The following is a 16,111-nucleotide window of genomic DNA, read 5'->3' on the forward strand; positions in this document are numbered from 1 at the left end:
CTCGTCTGATTTAGTTATACCTGATTTTATATTTTTTTGCAGAAGCAAAAATACTGTTTTGCGATTCGAAAACTAGGAAAATCCCCATAAGAAAAACGTGATTTTCGAGTCCGAAAATCACGTTTTATTTAGGTAATCCACTATTTTATGCTTTTTTATTTAATCGACCAAGTTAGCCCTAATGCACCTTCTCCAAGATGGGTACCGATAACTGGTCCAAAATAGCTAAGGTGGAACTCAACTGCAGGAAACTTCGCTTTTAATTCGTCTAGCCACGCTTGCCCTCTTGCCGGAACGTTGCCATGAATCACATAAGCTTGCTCCGCCTCACCGTTTTGCACGGCTTGTTCAAGGATTTCTTCAATTCGCTTTAGAGCTTTTTTTTTGCGTGCGAACTTTTTCGAAAAGAACGATATGTTTATCTTCAAAATGGAGAATCGGTTTAATTTGAAGCAAACTTCCAATCATCGCTTGCGCACCTGTTAGTCGCCCGCCACGCTGCAAGTTATTTAAATCATCCACCACAAAATAAGCATCCATATTTTGCTTCATTTTTTCTAAGTATGCTACTATTTCATCGACATTCTTTCCCTCTTCTACAAGCATCGCTGCTTTTAAAGCAAGTGATCCTTGAGCCATACAAGCAAGCCCAGAATCCACAGCAAAAACGTTCAAACCCTCTACCATTTCTCCTGCAGAAACAGCATTTTGAAATGTTCCACTGATTCCGCTTGTTAAATGAACGGAAACGACTGTATCAAACCCTTCTTGCTTGAGCTCTTCAAATATTTGAACAAAATCTCCAGGTGCTGGTTGCGAAGAAGTTGGAAAATCTTTACTTTCTTTGATTTTTTTATAAAAATCATCTGTCGAAAGATCCACTTCTTCTTTATAAGACTTTCCATCAATAATGACCGAGAGCGGAACCACGCGAATTTTATACTTGCTGATGGCCTCCTGCGGCAAATAAGCCGTACTATCTACAACAACTGCAATTTTTTCTTCAATCATTTTATTTTCCCTACACCCCTTAGCGAATATACACCCAACCGTTCTTAATCGCTGTTACAACTGCCTGAGTTCGGTCGTTTACTTTCATTTTTTGTAAAATGCTACTAACATGATTCTTTACTGTTTTTTCACTAATAAATAAAGTTTCTCCGATTCCACGATTGCTTTTTCCATCTGTTAAGAGTTGCAACACTTCACACTCTCTATGAGTTAAAATGTGTAACGGCATTTTCACCTCTGGCTGTTGGTAACCATAAGCTCCTTGTGCAGTATTCGTGCTTGCAAGATGACGATATTCGCGAATCAACTTAATCGCCGCTTTCGGATGAATGTAAGCTCCCCCCTCATCAACAATCTTGATTGCACCAACGAGTTCTTTTGCGTCCATTTCTTTCAATAAGAACCCAACTGCACCGGAACGAAGTGCTTCTGTCACATATTCGTCTGAATCATGAATCGTTAAGATAACCACTTTAATGCTTGGGAATTGACGGACTAACATTTCCGTTGCATCCAAACCATTTACAGTAGGCATATTGATATCCATCAAAACAATATCAGGTTTGTACTCCCTAACTTTTGCAACAATATTTTTTCCATTTTCTGCTTCAGCTACTACATCAAATGAATCTTCAAGTTCTAAAATTCGCTTAATTCCTTCACGGAATAGTTGATGATCATCAACAATCATAATTTTGAGAGTCATACTAACGATTCCTCCTCGTATAAGTTTCCTTCTTGATTTTTTGTATTTTCAAAGTAGCAATTTGCCGTCCCTTTATTCGGCAATTTCATACCTTTTTTACTCTTCCCCAAACTATTACCTGTTCTTTTAAAATTAAACCAAATAAGCGAAAAAATATAATTCATTTTGCCTATATAAAAGAATAGAGATGTTTTTTTATCTATCTAAAGTAATAGTAATTTTCATTATAACATGAATTTGCTCCTACTTCACTTAGAACGGAAGTGTCTTTAAAAAATCTTATATATACATCCCCAGTAATTTCCGCTAAAATAGAAGCATAACTTAGCTTTTCAACTGAGGAGGCTACTATGCTAGATCATTATTTAACAATCCGCGAAGAGGGTCAGCATGAAATTATCGTTCAAAAATCACGGTTCATCTGCACAATTGCTCGTGCTTACTCAGAAGAAGAAGCCCAGAGCTTTATTGCTAAAATAAAAAAGGAATACTGGAACGCTACTCATAATTGTTCAGCCTATTTAATTGGCGACCGTTCAGAATTTCAAAAGGCAAGCGACGACGGCGAACCAATTGGCACAGCTGGAATCCCGATGCTTGAAGTTTTAAAAAAAGAAGAATTTGCAAAACATCGTGGTTCTTGTCACACGTTATTTTGGTGGTACAAAACTCGGAGCTGGGGGACTAATTCGTGCTTATGGAAGTGCTGTAAGTGAAGCTTGTCACGAAATCGGCATTGTGGAACGAATTTTAGCTACACTGGTCTCATTTACTATCAGTTACAGTCAACTTGGGAAATTCGAAAACGCACTTGCTCAAAAAAATTACAGCATTGCAGATAAACAATTCACTGACATTGTAACTCTTTCTGTGTTTGTCGATGAAGACAACATTGATTCCTTTCTCGCATGGATGACAGAAGTTTCAAATGGTCAGGTTCACTGCACACTTGGCGAAAAAAAAATACTATGAAAGGGATGTATCACAATGAACGCTCATTTTTTAAGCGCTTTGCCTGACGAGCTAACAACTAGTCGATTTGTACTCAAAAAAACGACACTTCAAGACGCCCTTCCGCTTTTTCAGATTTGGTCGGACAGCGCGGTCGCTGAATTTATGAATATCGAAAAATTTTCTTCCGTTTATCAGGCTGAAGAAATGATTAAAGCGATCACAGCTGAGCCTGACGCCATTCGATATACAATCTTTAGCCAAGAACAAGTGATTGGATCTTTTGGAATTAATGAAGTCAATGTGACCAATAATACTGCTGAAATTGGTTATGAACTCGCACAAAAGTATTGGCGTAAAGGAATCATGACCGAGCTTCTTCGTGATTTTTTACCTTTTCTACAAGACAAACTCCATCTTTCTGGTGTTTATGCTAAAGTAATTCCTGAAAACACAGCTTCTACTATTCTGCTGAAAAAACTTGGTTTTGAAATATCTGGCGAAGCACATGAATGGGATCAAGACAACAAACAACTAAGTAAGGTACTGATTTTCGAGCACAGTTTCAAAAAAGCTTCCACGTTTTAGGGTTACAATTTTGAAAGGTTGCCAGTTTTTTATTTCTTTTTAATAAGTTTCGAGTATAATAAAAAGATGGCTATTGTATTACCTGATGATGATTCCCTTACAAAATTAAAGAAATCGTAATTTTCACGTAACAAAAAGTTCCGTGTAAAATGATACAATTGACCTTGTTGTGTTTGTTGTTAGCAAATCGAAAACGACAATTAAGGAGAAAATATTATATGGAAAATGGCTTTAATGGACGAAATCGAGCGTCCAAATATAAACGCCGCCGCAGAATTCTTTACTGGATTTTAATTCCGTTTTTACTTTTAATTCTTGTAGGAGTGGGTTATGGAACCTATCTTTTCAGCAAAACAAAGCTTGCGGCTGATAACTCTTTTGACGACGTACGAAACGGCCAAGCTTCAACGCTTAGAACCAAGGATATTGAACCCATTAAAGATAGTTTTTCTGTTTTAGTTATCGGTGTAGATACGAGTGAAAAACGCTCGTCTGACGGGAGACCACGTAGTGACTCATTGATTTTAGCCACATTCAACGTGAAAGACGCTCGTGTCGAAATGACAAGCATCCCACGAGATTCATACGTTCATATTGATTACCCGAAAAAAAAATATAGATACTTATACGAAGATCAATGCCGCTCATGCTTATGGTGGTCCAGAACTAACCATGAAAACCGTGGAAGAAAAATTCCAAATCCCTATTGATTATTACGTTCGTTTCGATTTTGATGCGTTCTTAAAAATTGTAAACGCGCTAGATGGGATTGACGTTGATGTCCCTGTTTCCTTTACAGAGCAAAATTCTAAAGACGAAGCAGATGCTATCAGCTTGAAAAAAGGGAAACAACGACTCGATGCAGAAGAAGCTCTAGCTCTTGCACGAACCAGACATATTGATAATGATATTGAACGTGGTAAAAGACAACAACTTATCATTAAAGCCATTGTTAATGAAGCGACTAAAATTACTTCTATCAATAAGTACTCCAGTATTATTGATGCCGTTGGAGATAATATGAAAACAAACTTATCTTTCAATCAGATGATCTCAATTGCTAAATTTTCAATGACCAATGATATTAAAATGAAATCACTCAGCTTAAAAGGGAGTGATGCTCCACAAAACGGAGTCTATTACTATCAACTTGATGAAAATTCAGTTGAAAGCGTGGCAAACAAATTCGCTTCCGAGCTGAATATCTCGAAGCCCTTTCCAAATGCCTTACCGTATGAGGATTCTAAATCTTCATCAACCGCAGATTCTGAATAAAAAAAAGCGAGTCAACCTTCGAAGGTTGACTCGCTTTTTAGATCGCTCTATTTTCGTTTTCGATGAATCTTCTGTAAAACATTCAAAATCGGACGATAATCTTCTCCCACAAGCCCAATAAATTCAACAATCACCTCAACACAGATAATCATCAAAAGAAGCAATATGATGGATCCCCAAGCAGTTGAAACAGAGAATACAAAAGCTGTTAAGGAAAACAATAATGCCATACTATAAATTAACAGCACAGTTTGCCTTTCAGTGAACCCAAGCGCCATCAAACGATGATGAATATGAGAACGATCAGCTGAAGAAATCGGCATTTTCTTTTTCAAACGGCGAACGATCGCAAAAAATGTATCTGACACTGGGACTCCAAGGATAATAAGCGGAACAAGCAACGATATAAACGTAACATTCTTAAAGCCCATCAGCGAGAGGATTGCGATCATATACCCAAGAAATAGCGATCCTGTGTCCCCCATGAAAATAGAGGCTGGCGGAAAGTTAAAGATTAAAAAAGCAAAAACAGAAGCCACCAAAAGAATGGCCACAGGAGCAACAAAAGCATCCTTCAAAAGCAGTGCCATACCAGCAATCGTTGTAAGTGCAATAATTGACACGCCGCCAGCTAATCCATCCAGACCATCAATCAAATTCACAGCATTGATAATAGCAATAATCCAAATAATGGATAACGGAATGGACAACAAACCAAAATCAAGCTGCCCATAAAACGGAACATTAATAAATTCAATAGTCACATGTCCCCAAACCGTCACACAAAGCGCCGCTACAATTTGTCCAATCAGTTTAATTTTAGGCGACAGTTCGATAATGTCATCGACTACCCCTGTCGCAACCACAATCAAAGCTCCAATATACACGGGAATAAAGCCCGTTCGGTCAATTGGAGCCAAAAAAAAAGGCTACAGAAAAGCTAATAAATATGGCTAATCCACCAAGCGTTGGTGTAATCCGTTTATGATTGTGTCTCTCACGAGGGGCGTCCACGGCACCTATAGCATTCGCAAATCTTCGAACGATAGGAATAAGAAGAACTCCAAGCCCAAACGCCAAAATGATCCAAATATACAAACTGATTTCAGCTCCGATCTTTAATCTAGCAAAATGGTTTCAAATGACTCTGCAAAACGACTTAACGCTTGTTCATCAATTTCAACACCGATTCCCATTCCTTCCGGCACATGAATTTTTCCATTTATCAGTTCAAAATTCTGTTTAATTATATCCTGTTCAAAATATCGATCAGTTGCAGAAATATCACCTGGAAACTGAAATTCGTTTCGTGCAGCAAGTGCAACATTATACGCTCTACCAACTCCAGCTTCAAGCATTCCACCACACCAAACGATTATTTTTCTCTGCTTGCAAAATTCCGCAATCTGAAGAGCTTCTTGCAGGCCCCCAACTCTAGCCATTTTCAAATTAATCGCCCGACAGCTTCCAAACGTAAACGCTTGTTTAACATCTTCTAAGCTTCGTATGTTTTCATCTAGACAAACAGCCATTCTTTCTAATCTTTTTTGTAACTCAGCATGAAGCCACAAGTCCCGCACACCAAAAGGCTGCTCAATCATCGTGATATTTAATTGATCCAACCTCAAAAGATCGTTTAAATCCTCTTCTTTATAAGCAGAATTAGCATCCGCTAAAAGTGGTAATTCAGGAAATTCATCACGAACCGCTTTAAGATAAGAAAAATCTGCACCTGGTTGAATTTTAACTTTTACTCTGCCATACCCTGCTGAAACATAAGAACGAACTTTCTCCACAAGTGATCGTTTATTTTTCTGAATTCCGATACTGACACCTACAGAAATTTCCTTTTTCTTTGCCCCTATAAAATGAGCTAAGCTTGTTTTTTGCCTTTTAGCAAATAAATCGTAACAAGCAGATTCGACGGAAGCCTTAGCCATCTCATTCCCTCTAATCCAAGCGAATATTTGGCTAACTTGTTCCGGCTGTTCAATTTCTTTCCCACTAAGTTCCTCTAGCAGGAAATCTGTAACTACCTGCTTAGCCCCCTCAAGTGTCTCTTCTGTATAATCAGGCAACGGGAAAGCTTCAAGTTCCCCGTAACCAATATTTCCTAACTCGTCCTCTAGTCCAATCAAGTAAAAACTCTTTTGATGCAATATCCCGTAGCTAGTTCGAAACGGGCTCACAAGTGGTAAATGCACTTTGTATAAATAAGCTTTATTTAGCTTCATTTATTTACACTTTCTTTCCTTTTTCTTTCTCGATTAACCACATGTAGAAATTGTGGGAGTGCTAAAAACCTACGCCACCTTGTTGGATTCGTTGCGATTCGATATAACCATTCAAGACGCATCTTGATCATGATCTTTGGTGCACGCTTCGCTGTCCCTGATAAGATATCAAATGAACCACCAACTCCCATAAATATTCCTTTTGAGAAAGACCGGTAATGTGAAACAATCCAATTTTCTTGAGCAGGTGAGCCTAATGCAACAAATATAAAGTCCGGTTCGCATTTCTGAATCTCTTGAACAATCAGTTCACTTTCTCCGTCAGAAAAGTAGCCATGCCTGCATCCTGCAACTTGAAGTTGCGGATAATTTTCTTTCAGTACTAATTGGAGAGCTTGGCTGACTTCCGGCTTAGCTCCGAGAAAAAAGATTTTTAAATTTTTTCTGAGCGGCATGTTCCAAAATTCCAACCATCGTGTCAAATCCCGTCACACGCTCATTCAGCGGAAGCCCAAATTTTTCTGCAGCTAATATAATCCCAATGCCATCAGCAGTAATATAATCCGCTTGCAAAATCGTTTCTTTAAATTGAGGATTTTTTTTTCGCACTCATCACGATTTCAGGGTTTGCTGTTACTACAAATTTTTTTTCCTGATTTTCCGCTTTTTGGAGCAACTCATCAATAAATTGCTGCTGTGTAGTACGATAAAACGGAACTCCTAGGATTTCCACTGTTTTCTTTTCCATAATTAACTCCTAAAAAAATCTATATATCCAGTTTATCATAAAAGTAATCAGCTTCCTATTCCAAGTTCAATAAAAACCATTAGAAAAGCAGATCATCATAAATCATTTGTAGTTTCATTCGTTTCATTCGCCTCATCCTCACTATTTCCTTGCATGCTGGATTCTTTTTCTTTTAAATTCCCTCTATTTGAGCTCAGATAGCGGATTTTCCTCACCAGAACTTCTACTACAAATACACGTTTTTCTTCTTTATTAAGATAACTTCTTGTTTGCAGTTCTCCCACAACTCCTATAAGCGTTCCTTTATCACAGTAATGAGACATTTCTTCAGCTCGTTTTCCCCAAGCAACACAAGGGATAAAGTCTGCATCTTGTTCGTGTCGTTTAGCTTTCCCAAAGCGATTTAACGCTAGTGTAAAGTTTAGTACCGTCTTATCATCAGCAGTAAATTGTAATTCAGGATCTTTGGTGAGCCTTCCAACTAAAGTTACTTGATTAATCATAATTTCTAGCACCTCTTTCTTAGTTTTAGATGCTAGTTTAGCTATAATTTATTCCTTTGTAAAAAGGTGAAAATTTCTTTTCAGCAGACTTATCCCTCGTCAAAAAATTATTTTCACCTGAATAAAATTTGTTTTTTCTATTCATAGACTGGTCCAAAAACTTTTTTTTACTATATTGAACAAGTTATAAGAGCATGGTACTATACAAAAACCCGATCCAGTATTGAATCGAGTTTTGACATTCTATTCAGCTTCACTTAAAGCAACCATTATCTCTGCTTCACAAACCGTTTCACCATCAACACTTGCTTTTACGTTTGCTTTTGCAATCGAAGCTCTAAATCTTGTAATTTCAGCTTCTAGACGAAGTTGATCTCCTGGAACTACTTGTCTTTTAAACCGACATTTATCAATCCCTGCAAAAAGTCCAATTTTCCCTTGATTTGCCGGATCTTGAACCACTGCTAATCCACATGCCTGTGCCAGCGCTTCTACAACCAAAACTCCTGGCATAACTGGATATTCTGGAAAGTGCCCATTAAAAAACGGTTCATTAGCAGTCACATTTTTAATAGCCACAACACGCTTCCCTTCCTCTAGTTCAATTACTCGATCAACCAATAAAAATGGATATCTATGCGGCAATAGCTCTTTAATTTGTTTGATATCTAACAAATCTATCCCTCACTTCATTTAGAAATTAAAGCCAGCTTCGTTTTTTGTTTCCAAGCGACTCTAGTAAAACACCAGTCCCTAAAGCCACCACATCAAGCGGGCGTTCAGTGATTAGCACGGGTACCTTCAACTGCTCAGCCATCAAATCTGTAAGTCCATGAAGAAGCGAACCACCACCAGTCATAATAATTCCCCGGTCAATGATATCAGCTGAAAGTTCAGGAGGTGTTTTTTCCAATACTTGTCGAGCTGAATGTACAATGCTTTCTAATGACTCATGAAGCGCTTCTTCAATTTCGTCACTAGAGATTGTGATCGTTTTAGGTAGTCCACTTACTAAATCACGTCCACGAATTTCCATTGTTTCCGCTCTAAACCCCGTAACAGCGGTCCCAATCGTCATTTTCAATGTTTCAGCTGTGCGCTCCCCAATTAGGAGTTTATACTTTCTCTTTATGTATTGTAAAATATCTTGATCCCACTGTGTACCAGCAACTTTAACAGATTGGCTAGTTACAATTTCGCCCATGGATAAAACAGCAATATCTGCCGTTCCACCTCCAATATCGATCACCATATTACCACTTGGCTCAAAAATTTCCATCCCAGCACCAATAGCAGCAACTTTTGGTTCTTCTTCTAAAAAAAATTTGTTTTCCTCCACTTTTCTCAGCTACTTCGCGAATTGCTTTTTGCTCCACAGAAGTAATATTTGTTGGGCAACAAATCAATACTCGAGGTCGCGAAAAAAAATGTTCTCAAGTTCAATTTCTGTAAGAAAAAATGAAGCATTTCTTGAACCATATCAAAATCAGCAATAACCCCATCTTTCATTGGCCGAATTGCTGTTATATCTCCTGGAGTTCTTCCGACCATATTGTATGCTTCTTCACCAACGGCTAGCACACGTCCTGTTTTATTATTAATTGCAACAACTGAGGGTTCATTTACGACAATTCCCTGTCCTTTTACATGAATTAATACATTTGCTGTTCCTAAGTCAATTCCTACGTCTTTTGCCAAAATTATTCCCCTTTCTTCGGTGATTCGAACTTTCTTCACATCTCATTTTGAATTATAGCACAATTTATATCTCGCTGAAATGCTTTTCTTGACTTAATTTAGCCACAAAAAAAAAGAGGCCTTAAAACAAGGCACTCTTTTTAACCTAAAAACCAACTTATTATTTCATTTCAAAAACAGCTTCAAGACCTTTTTCTTTGACTACTTGATCATCTACACGTTCAATATCAGCACCAAGCGCTCTAAGTTTTAAATGGAAATCTGTGTAACCACGATCTAAGTATTTCAATTCGGTAACCTGTGTATATCCATCTGCTTCTAATCCTGCAAGAATTAGTGCTGCTGCTGCACGCAAGTCAGTTGCAGCTACTTCAGCTCCTTGAAGTTTAGCAGGGCCATTAATAATGACAGAATTTCCTTCAATTTTCATATCCGCGTTCATACGTCGCATTTCCTCTACATGCATGAAACGATTTTCAAAAACTGTTTCCGTCATTACACTTGTGCCCTCACTAAGCATTTGAATAACCATCATTTGAGATTGCATATCAGTTGGAAATCCTGGGTGCGGCATGGTTTTTACATCTACCGGTTTTAGCTTATCAGGACCGATGACACGCAGTCCGTTTGCTTCTTCAATAATTTGAACACCCATTTCTTCTAATTTTGCAATTAGTGAGCTTATATGTTCAGGAACAGCATCTTCTACGAGAACATTTCCTTTTGTGATAGCAGCTGCAATCATAAAAGTACCAGCTTCGATGCGGTCTGGAATAATAGAATGTTCTGTAGCTGTCAGTTCCTTCACACCTTCAATTCGAATAACTTCCGTTCCTGCACCAATGACGCGTGCGCCCATTTGGTTTAAGAAGTTTGCTAAATCAACTATTTCAGGTTCACGTGCAACGTTTTCGATGACAGTCGTTCCTTCAGCAAGAGTCGCAGCCATCATAATATTTTGAGTAGCACCAACGCTTGGGAAATCAAGATAAATTTTTGCTCCTTGCAGTTTTTCAGCCGTAGCTTCAATATAACCATTTTCTATTTTGACTGTTGCCCCCATTGCTTCAAAACCTTTTAAGTGTAAATCAACGGGTCTTGAACCAATCGCGCAACCACCAGGAAGAGCAACGCGAGCTTTACCAGTACGAGCTAGTAATGGTCCCATTACTACAATTGAAGCTCTCATTTTTCGAACATATTCAAAAGGCGCATCCGATGAAATTTCACCCGTTGCATCCACTGTTACAATATCATCCTTAAAATGAACATCGGCTTGCAAGTATTTTAGCACTTCATTGATCGTATAGACATCTGATAATCTTGGTACATTACTAAGTACACTCGTTCCTTTGCTTGCTAAAAGCGTAGCAGCAATCACAGGTAAAACCGCATTCTTTGCTCCTTCAATCTTCACGCTGCCGTTCAACTGTTTTCCGCCACGAACTATTATCTTTTCCAACGTTATCCCTCCGTACTACTCAAACTTCTAATAATTTTTATGTCAACTATTTATCTTTGTCATCATTTCGTAAAATATAAGCACCTTGATCATTTTACCATCATTACGTATTACATTCAACTTTCTTTTCCCGGACAATTAGCCTTTCAAATTATATTAAATATTTATCTTTATAATTATTCACGGAAAACGCTTTTTTTTAAACACATTAATTAAAAAATTTAATGTAACAATTGTCTAAAAACGGCTAAAAAATCAATGAAAAAGCTACTCAAAAAATAACCGATTACTATAGCAAGAATTGCAAAAAGCAGCCTTGCTTGTATCACGTGGTTTTTTCGTAAAAATTTTTCATAGTTAATTGATTGAAGCGCCCAAAACGTGATTATTATAAAAATCAAATGTGAAAGAATTACTGTAAGAGGCTGTTCCATAACGATATTGTACAAATCTATTCACTCTCCTCAAAACGTTCTTTTTCATTCTATCAAAAAAAGAATTGGAAATACATTTTCTTGTCCTCAAAAAAACTCTCAACCACAAAGGTTGAGAGTTTGTCTGTTTTAATGATTTTTTGTGTGAATTCGATTGATTGCTTTTTGAAGAGCAACTTGTGCCGTAACGGCATCAACCTTCTGCTCTTTGGCTTCTTTCAATCGTTGTTCAGCATGTTCTTTCGCACGCTCAGCGCGGTCAATATCAATATCTTGCTCACGCTCAGCAGTATCCGCCAAAATATTTACTTCTTCACCGTTTACTTCCATGAATCCTCCATTTACAGCAATCCACTCTTCTCCTGAATCTTGTTTCAAACGAACAATATCAATTTTAAGCGGAGCTACAAGCGGAACATGTCCATGCAAGATACCAAGCTCGCCAGCTTTTGTTCTGGCAATCACCATATTTGCATTACCTTCAAAAACAGGGCCATCTGGAGTAACGACACTTACTTTTAATTCGCTCATACGTATCTCCTCCTGTTTTTATCAGACTTCGATTCCTTGGCTTTTTGCTTTTTCTAGGACTTCTTCAATACGACCTACAGAACGGAAAGTATCCTCTGGAATATGATCATATTTGCCAGCTAGAATGTCTTTAAACCCTTTAATTGTTTCTTTAACAGGGACATAAGAGCCAGGTTGTCCAGTAAACTGTTCAGCTACGTGGAAATTCTGTGACAAGAAGAACTGTACGCGACGTGCACGTGCAACAGCTTGTTTGTCATCATCAGAAAGCTCATCCATACCGAGGATAGCAATAATATCTTGTAGCTCACGATAACGTTGCAATAATTGTTGCACCTGTGTAGCGACTTCATAGTGTTCTTCTCCCACAATTTCAGGGGAAAGTGCGCGAGAAGTAGATGCTAGCGGATCAACCGCTGGATAAATCCCTTGTTCTGTCAATTTACGTTCAAGGTTAGTCGTTGCATCCAAGTGAGCAAATGTAGTGGCTGGAGCCGGATCCGTATAGTCATCGGCAGGCACATAAATTGCTTGAATAGATGTAACAGACCCAACATTTGTCGATGTAATCCGTTCTTGCAATTGTCCCATTTCTGTTGCAAGGGTTGGTTGGTAACCAACGGCAGAAGGCATACGACCAAGTAAGGCAGATACTTCTGAACCAGCTTGAGTAAACCGGAAAATGTTATCAATGAAAAGTAGCACATCTTGATGCTCTACATCACGGAAATATTCCGCAATAGTTAAACCAGTTAGCGCTACACGCATCCGAGCACCTGGCGGCTCATTCATTTGACCAAACACCATCGCCGTTTTTTCAATAACGCCCGATTCTTTCATTTCAAAATAAAGGTCATTACCTTCACGTGTCCGTTCACCAACACCAGCAAATACAGAAATACCGCCGTGTTCTTGTGCAATATTATTGATCAGTTCTTGAATAAGGACGGTTTTTCCTACACCCGCACCACCAAATAGACCAATTTTACCACCTTTAACATATGGTGCTAGCAAATCAACGACTTTAATACCCGTTTCCAGAATTTCAGTTGTTGTCGATAGCTCATCAAATGTAGGAGCGGAACGGTGGATTTTATTGCGTTTCACGTCACCTTCAATTGGTGCATCTAAGTCAATAGTATCACCTAAAACGTTAAATACACGTCCAAGTGTCACTTGTCCAACAGGAACTGTTATTGGACTTCCTGTATCAATTACATCCATACCTCTTTGTACACCATCAGTGGATGCCATCGCAATTGTACGAACAACATCATCACCCAACTGAATAGCTACTTCTAAGGTAAGACTTCTTGTAGTTTTTTCTTCTGACTGAGCTGGATACTCCACAGTAAGGGCATTGTAAATTTCAGGCAGCTCGCCGCCATCAAATTTTACATCGACTACTGGTCCCATTACTTGGATTACTCGTCCTTTCGTCATGCGATTATTCCTCCTCACTTACCTTCCCAAAAGGGTTCGCATGGGCTGAAGTCTGCTTCAAATAGCACCAATAGGCTATTCGAGTGCGGCCGCACCACCAACGATTTCGGTAATTTCTTGCGTGATCGCCGCTTGGCGAGCACGGTTATATTGAAGCGATAAGTCACTAATTAAATCGGATGCATTATCTGTCGCGCTACGCATCGCTGTCATTCGGGCAGCATGTTCAGCAGCTTTGGCATCTAATAACGCACCAAAAATCAAGCTTTCCACATATTGCGGAAGTAAAACTTCTAAAATTTCTTGTTCGGATGGTTCAAATTCATACACAGTCATATCATGCTCGTTTTCTTCCCCCGCTTCATGAAACTCTGTAAGCGGAAGAAGCTGCACATTTCGAAGTTCATTTGAAATCGAGTTGATATGATGGATGTAATGAATAAACAACTCATCGTAAACACCATCTTCAAACATTTGAACAGCATTGCTTGCAATGTCTTTAATTTCGGCGAAAGCCGGGTGATCAGAAAGCCCTTCAATTTCTAGAACAATATTCATACCGCGAGCTTTAAAAAAAGTCACGTGCAGTTCGTCCTACAACAATGAGTGCATACTCGTCACTTGAATTATGCTTCGTTGTGATATCCTGATAAACCTCTTTAATGACGGAGCTGTTATACGAACCAGCAAGTCCTGTATCAGAAGTGATCACAATATAACCTGTTCGTTTTACAGGTCTCGAAACGAGCATTGGGTGATCTGAGCTATTCCCTGTTGCCGCAACATTCGTAACGACATCACGAATCTTCGAAACATAAGGTGCGTAAGCTTTTGCATTCGCTTCAGCACGCCCCAGTTTAGACGCAGAAACCATCTGCATGGCTTTTGTGATCTGACTGGTTTTCCTTGTCGAAGTAATTCGCTGTTTAATATCAATTAAAGATGCCACAGATTTTCACCACCTTATTTCTTTCAATCCTTAAGAAGAAATTATTTTTCCTCACTAGGAACAAAAGTATTTTTAAATTCATCCAGCGCACTGTCCAATTTCGCTTCATCTGGAAGAGATTTTGTAGTTCGAATTTCGTCTAGTAATTCTGCATGATTATGATCAAACCACGTATTCATTTCAGATTCAAAGCGTAAGACATCATGAACTGGGATGTCATCTAAATAATTATGAACAAGTGCATAAAGAATGAGTACTTGTTTTTCAACTTTTAAAGGTTTGTGTAAATCTTGTTTTAACACTTCAACTGTGCGTTTCCCTCTTTCGAGTTTTGCACGTGTCGCCGCGTCTAAATCAGATCCAAATTGTGAGAATGATTCAAGTTCACGATATGCAGCAAGATCAAGCCGTAGTGTACCAGCCACTTTCTTCATTGCTTTGATTTGTGCAGAACCACCAACACGTGATACAGATAAACCAGCATTAATCGCTGGACGAACCCCAGAGAAGAATAAATCAGACTGCAAGAAAATCTGTCCGTCAGTTATGGAGATTACATTTGTTGGAATATAGGCAGAAATATCGCCCGCTTGTGTTTCAACAAATGGAAGTGCGGTAATCGAGCCCCCACCAAGCGCATCACTTAGTTTGGCAGCACGTTCTAAAAGACGAGAATGCAAGTAGAAAACATCCCCTGGATAAGCTTCACGACCTGGAGGACGACGAAGAAGCAAGGAAAGTTCACGGTAAGCAGCCGCTTGTTTTGATAGGTCATCATAAACGATCAACACATGCTTTCCGTTATACATGAATTCTTCACCCATTGCTACACCAGAATATGGAGCAAGATAAAGTAAAGGTGCTGGTTGTGAAGCTGCTGCCGTCACAACGATTGTGTAGTCAAGTGCACCATACTTACGAAGAGTTTCTACTGCTGTACGAACAGTGGATTCTTTTTGACCTATTGCAACATAGATACAAATCATATCTTGGTCAGCCTGATTTAAAATAGTATCAATCGCAACAGATGTTTTACCTGTTTGACGGTCACCAATAATTAACTCACGTTGTCCACGACCAATTGGCACTAATGCATCAATTGCCTTAATCCCCGTTTGTAGCGGTTCAGAAACAGATTGCCGTTGCATTACACCAGGAGCTACTGCTTCAATAGGACGAGTTTTGGTCGTCTCAACAGCACCTAAGCCATCAACTGGTTGACCAAGTGGATCAACAACACGCCCGATAAGAGCCTCTCCAACAGGTACTTCCATGATTTTCCCTGTACGACGAACTTCATCACCTTCACGAATTTCCGTGTAAGGGCCTAAAATGATGATACCTACATCATTTGTTTCTAAATTTTGTGCCATTCCCATTACACCATTTGAGAACTCTAATAGTTCTCCGGCCATTGCATTATCAAGTCCATGTGCACGCGCGATCCCATCACCGATATAAGTAACTGTACCTACTTCACTTACTTCCAAATCACTTTGATAGTTTTCGATCTGCTGCTTTATAATGGAACTGATTTCTTCAGCCTTAATGCTCATCAATTTCACCCCTTAAAAAAAC

The 16,111-nt window shown here is 38.8% G+C and carries 10 protein-coding genes and 7 pseudogenes; 3 read left to right on the top strand and 14 right to left on the bottom strand.

Annotated features, from left to right (window positions below; all coding sequences use genetic code 11):
• Positions 1-155 precede the first annotated feature (155 nt).
• Both MAQA_RS08665 and MAQA_RS08670 read right to left on the bottom strand, forming a co-directional pair.
• Positions 156-1,008, bottom strand: a pseudogene (locus MAQA_RS08665) (DegV family protein).
• Between the two features lie 22 nt (positions 1,009-1,030).
• Positions 1,031-1,717 (bottom strand): response regulator transcription factor, encoded by a 687-nt coding sequence (locus MAQA_RS08670; RefSeq protein WP_036073168.1) that lies wholly within the window; start codon positions 1,715-1,717, stop codon positions 1,031-1,033.
• Between the two features lie 350 nt (positions 1,718-2,067).
• Between MAQA_RS08670 and MAQA_RS08675 the strand changes: the two are divergent.
• The 3 genes and pseudogenes from MAQA_RS08675 (at position 2,068) to MAQA_RS08685 (ending at position 4,531) form a co-directional block, all read left to right on the top strand.
• A pseudogene (locus MAQA_RS08675) lies at positions 2,068-2,708 on the top strand (YigZ family protein).
• Complete coding sequence (locus MAQA_RS08680) at positions 2,705-3,256, top strand: GNAT family N-acetyltransferase (RefSeq protein ID WP_036073170.1); 552 nt, start codon at positions 2,705-2,707, stop codon at positions 3,254-3,256. Before MAQA_RS08675 ends, MAQA_RS08680 begins: the two are co-directional and overlap by 4 nt.
• 218 nt (positions 3,257-3,474) lie before the next feature.
• A pseudogene (locus MAQA_RS08685) lies at positions 3,475-4,531 on the top strand (LCP family protein).
• Between the two features lie 47 nt (positions 4,532-4,578).
• Here MAQA_RS08685 and MAQA_RS08690 read toward each other — a convergent pair.
• The 12 genes and pseudogenes from MAQA_RS08690 to atpA all read right to left on the bottom strand — a co-directional run bounded on the left by MAQA_RS08690 (position 4,579) and on the right by atpA (position 16,089).
• A pseudogene (locus tag MAQA_RS08690) lies at positions 4,579-5,629 on the bottom strand (glycosyltransferase family 4 protein).
• Between the two features lie 20 nt (positions 5,630-5,649).
• Positions 5,650-6,765, bottom strand: coding sequence for an o-succinylbenzoate synthase (gene menC, locus MAQA_RS08695; protein WP_036073171.1), 1,116 nt, complete (start codon positions 6,763-6,765; stop codon positions 5,650-5,652).
• Positions 6,762-7,513 (bottom strand): annotated as a pseudogene (locus MAQA_RS08700) (WecB/TagA/CpsF family glycosyltransferase). Before MAQA_RS08700 ends, menC begins: the two are co-directional and overlap by 4 nt.
• A gap of 95 nt (positions 7,514-7,608) precedes the next feature.
• Positions 7,609-8,016 (bottom strand): single-stranded DNA-binding protein, encoded by a 408-nt coding sequence (locus MAQA_RS08705; RefSeq protein WP_036073173.1) that lies wholly within the window; start codon positions 8,014-8,016, stop codon positions 7,609-7,611.
• Between the two features lie 243 nt (positions 8,017-8,259).
• Positions 8,260-8,691, bottom strand: a complete 432-nt coding sequence (gene fabZ, locus MAQA_RS08710; protein WP_036073174.1) for a 3-hydroxyacyl-ACP dehydratase FabZ — start codon at positions 8,689-8,691, stop codon at positions 8,260-8,262.
• A 25-nt stretch (positions 8,692-8,716) separates the two neighbouring features.
• Positions 8,717-9,714 (bottom strand): annotated as a pseudogene (mreB, locus tag MAQA_RS16415) (rod shape-determining protein MreB).
• Positions 9,715-9,874: 160 nt separating this feature from the next.
• Positions 9,875-11,176 (bottom strand): UDP-N-acetylglucosamine 1-carboxyvinyltransferase, encoded by a 1,302-nt coding sequence (murA, locus tag MAQA_RS08720; protein ID WP_036073176.1) that lies wholly within the window; start codon positions 11,174-11,176, stop codon positions 9,875-9,877.
• 221 nt (positions 11,177-11,397) lie between these two features.
• The gene (locus MAQA_RS08725) at positions 11,398-11,625 is read right to left on the bottom strand and encodes a DUF1146 family protein (protein WP_036073178.1); all 228 of its coding nucleotides are present in this window, start codon (positions 11,623-11,625) and stop codon (positions 11,398-11,400) included.
• Between the two features lie 114 nt (positions 11,626-11,739).
• A complete protein-coding gene (locus tag MAQA_RS08730) occupies positions 11,740-12,141 on the bottom strand; it encodes a F0F1 ATP synthase subunit epsilon (RefSeq protein WP_036073180.1) in 402 nt (133 codons plus the stop codon).
• Positions 12,142-12,162: 21 nt separating this feature from the next.
• Entirely contained in the window at positions 12,163-13,584 is a 1,422-nt protein-coding gene (gene atpD / locus MAQA_RS08735; RefSeq protein WP_036073182.1) for a F0F1 ATP synthase subunit beta, read from the bottom strand.
• 75 nt (positions 13,585-13,659) lie between these two features.
• Positions 13,660-14,533 (bottom strand): annotated as a pseudogene (locus tag MAQA_RS08740) (F0F1 ATP synthase subunit gamma).
• Between the two features lie 41 nt (positions 14,534-14,574).
• Positions 14,575-16,089 (bottom strand): F0F1 ATP synthase subunit alpha, encoded by a 1,515-nt coding sequence (gene atpA, locus MAQA_RS08745; protein WP_036073185.1) that lies wholly within the window; start codon positions 16,087-16,089, stop codon positions 14,575-14,577.
• Positions 16,090-16,111 lie beyond the last annotated feature (22 nt).

The organism is Listeria aquatica FSL S10-1188, from assembly GCF_000525795.1.
In the GTDB taxonomy this organism is placed as follows: domain Bacteria; phylum Bacillota; class Bacilli; order Lactobacillales; family Listeriaceae; genus Listeria; species Listeria aquatica.

Coding starts and splice junctions, on each gene's coding strand:
- menC (WP_036073171.1), bottom strand. CDS start 6,765: ATGAAGCTAAATAAAGCTTATTTATACAAAGTGCATTTACCACTTGTG.
- MAQA_RS08705 (WP_036073173.1), bottom strand. CDS start 8,016: ATGATTAATCAAGTAACTTTAGTTGGAAGGCTCACCAAAGATCCTGAA.
- MAQA_RS08680 (WP_036073170.1), top strand. CDS start 2,705: ATGAACGCTCATTTTTTAAGCGCTTTGCCTGACGAGCTAACAACTAGT.
- atpA (WP_036073185.1), bottom strand. CDS start 16,089: ATGAGCATTAAGGCTGAAGAAATCAGTTCCATTATAAAGCAGCAGATC.
- MAQA_RS08730 (WP_036073180.1), bottom strand. CDS start 12,141: ATGAGCGAATTAAAAGTAAGTGTCGTTACTCCAGATGGCCCTGTTTTT.
- MAQA_RS08670 (WP_036073168.1), bottom strand. CDS start 1,717: ATGACTCTCAAAATTATGATTGTTGATGATCATCAACTATTCCGTGAA.
- atpD (WP_036073182.1), bottom strand. CDS start 13,584: ATGACGAAAGGACGAGTAATCCAAGTAATGGGACCAGTAGTCGATGTA.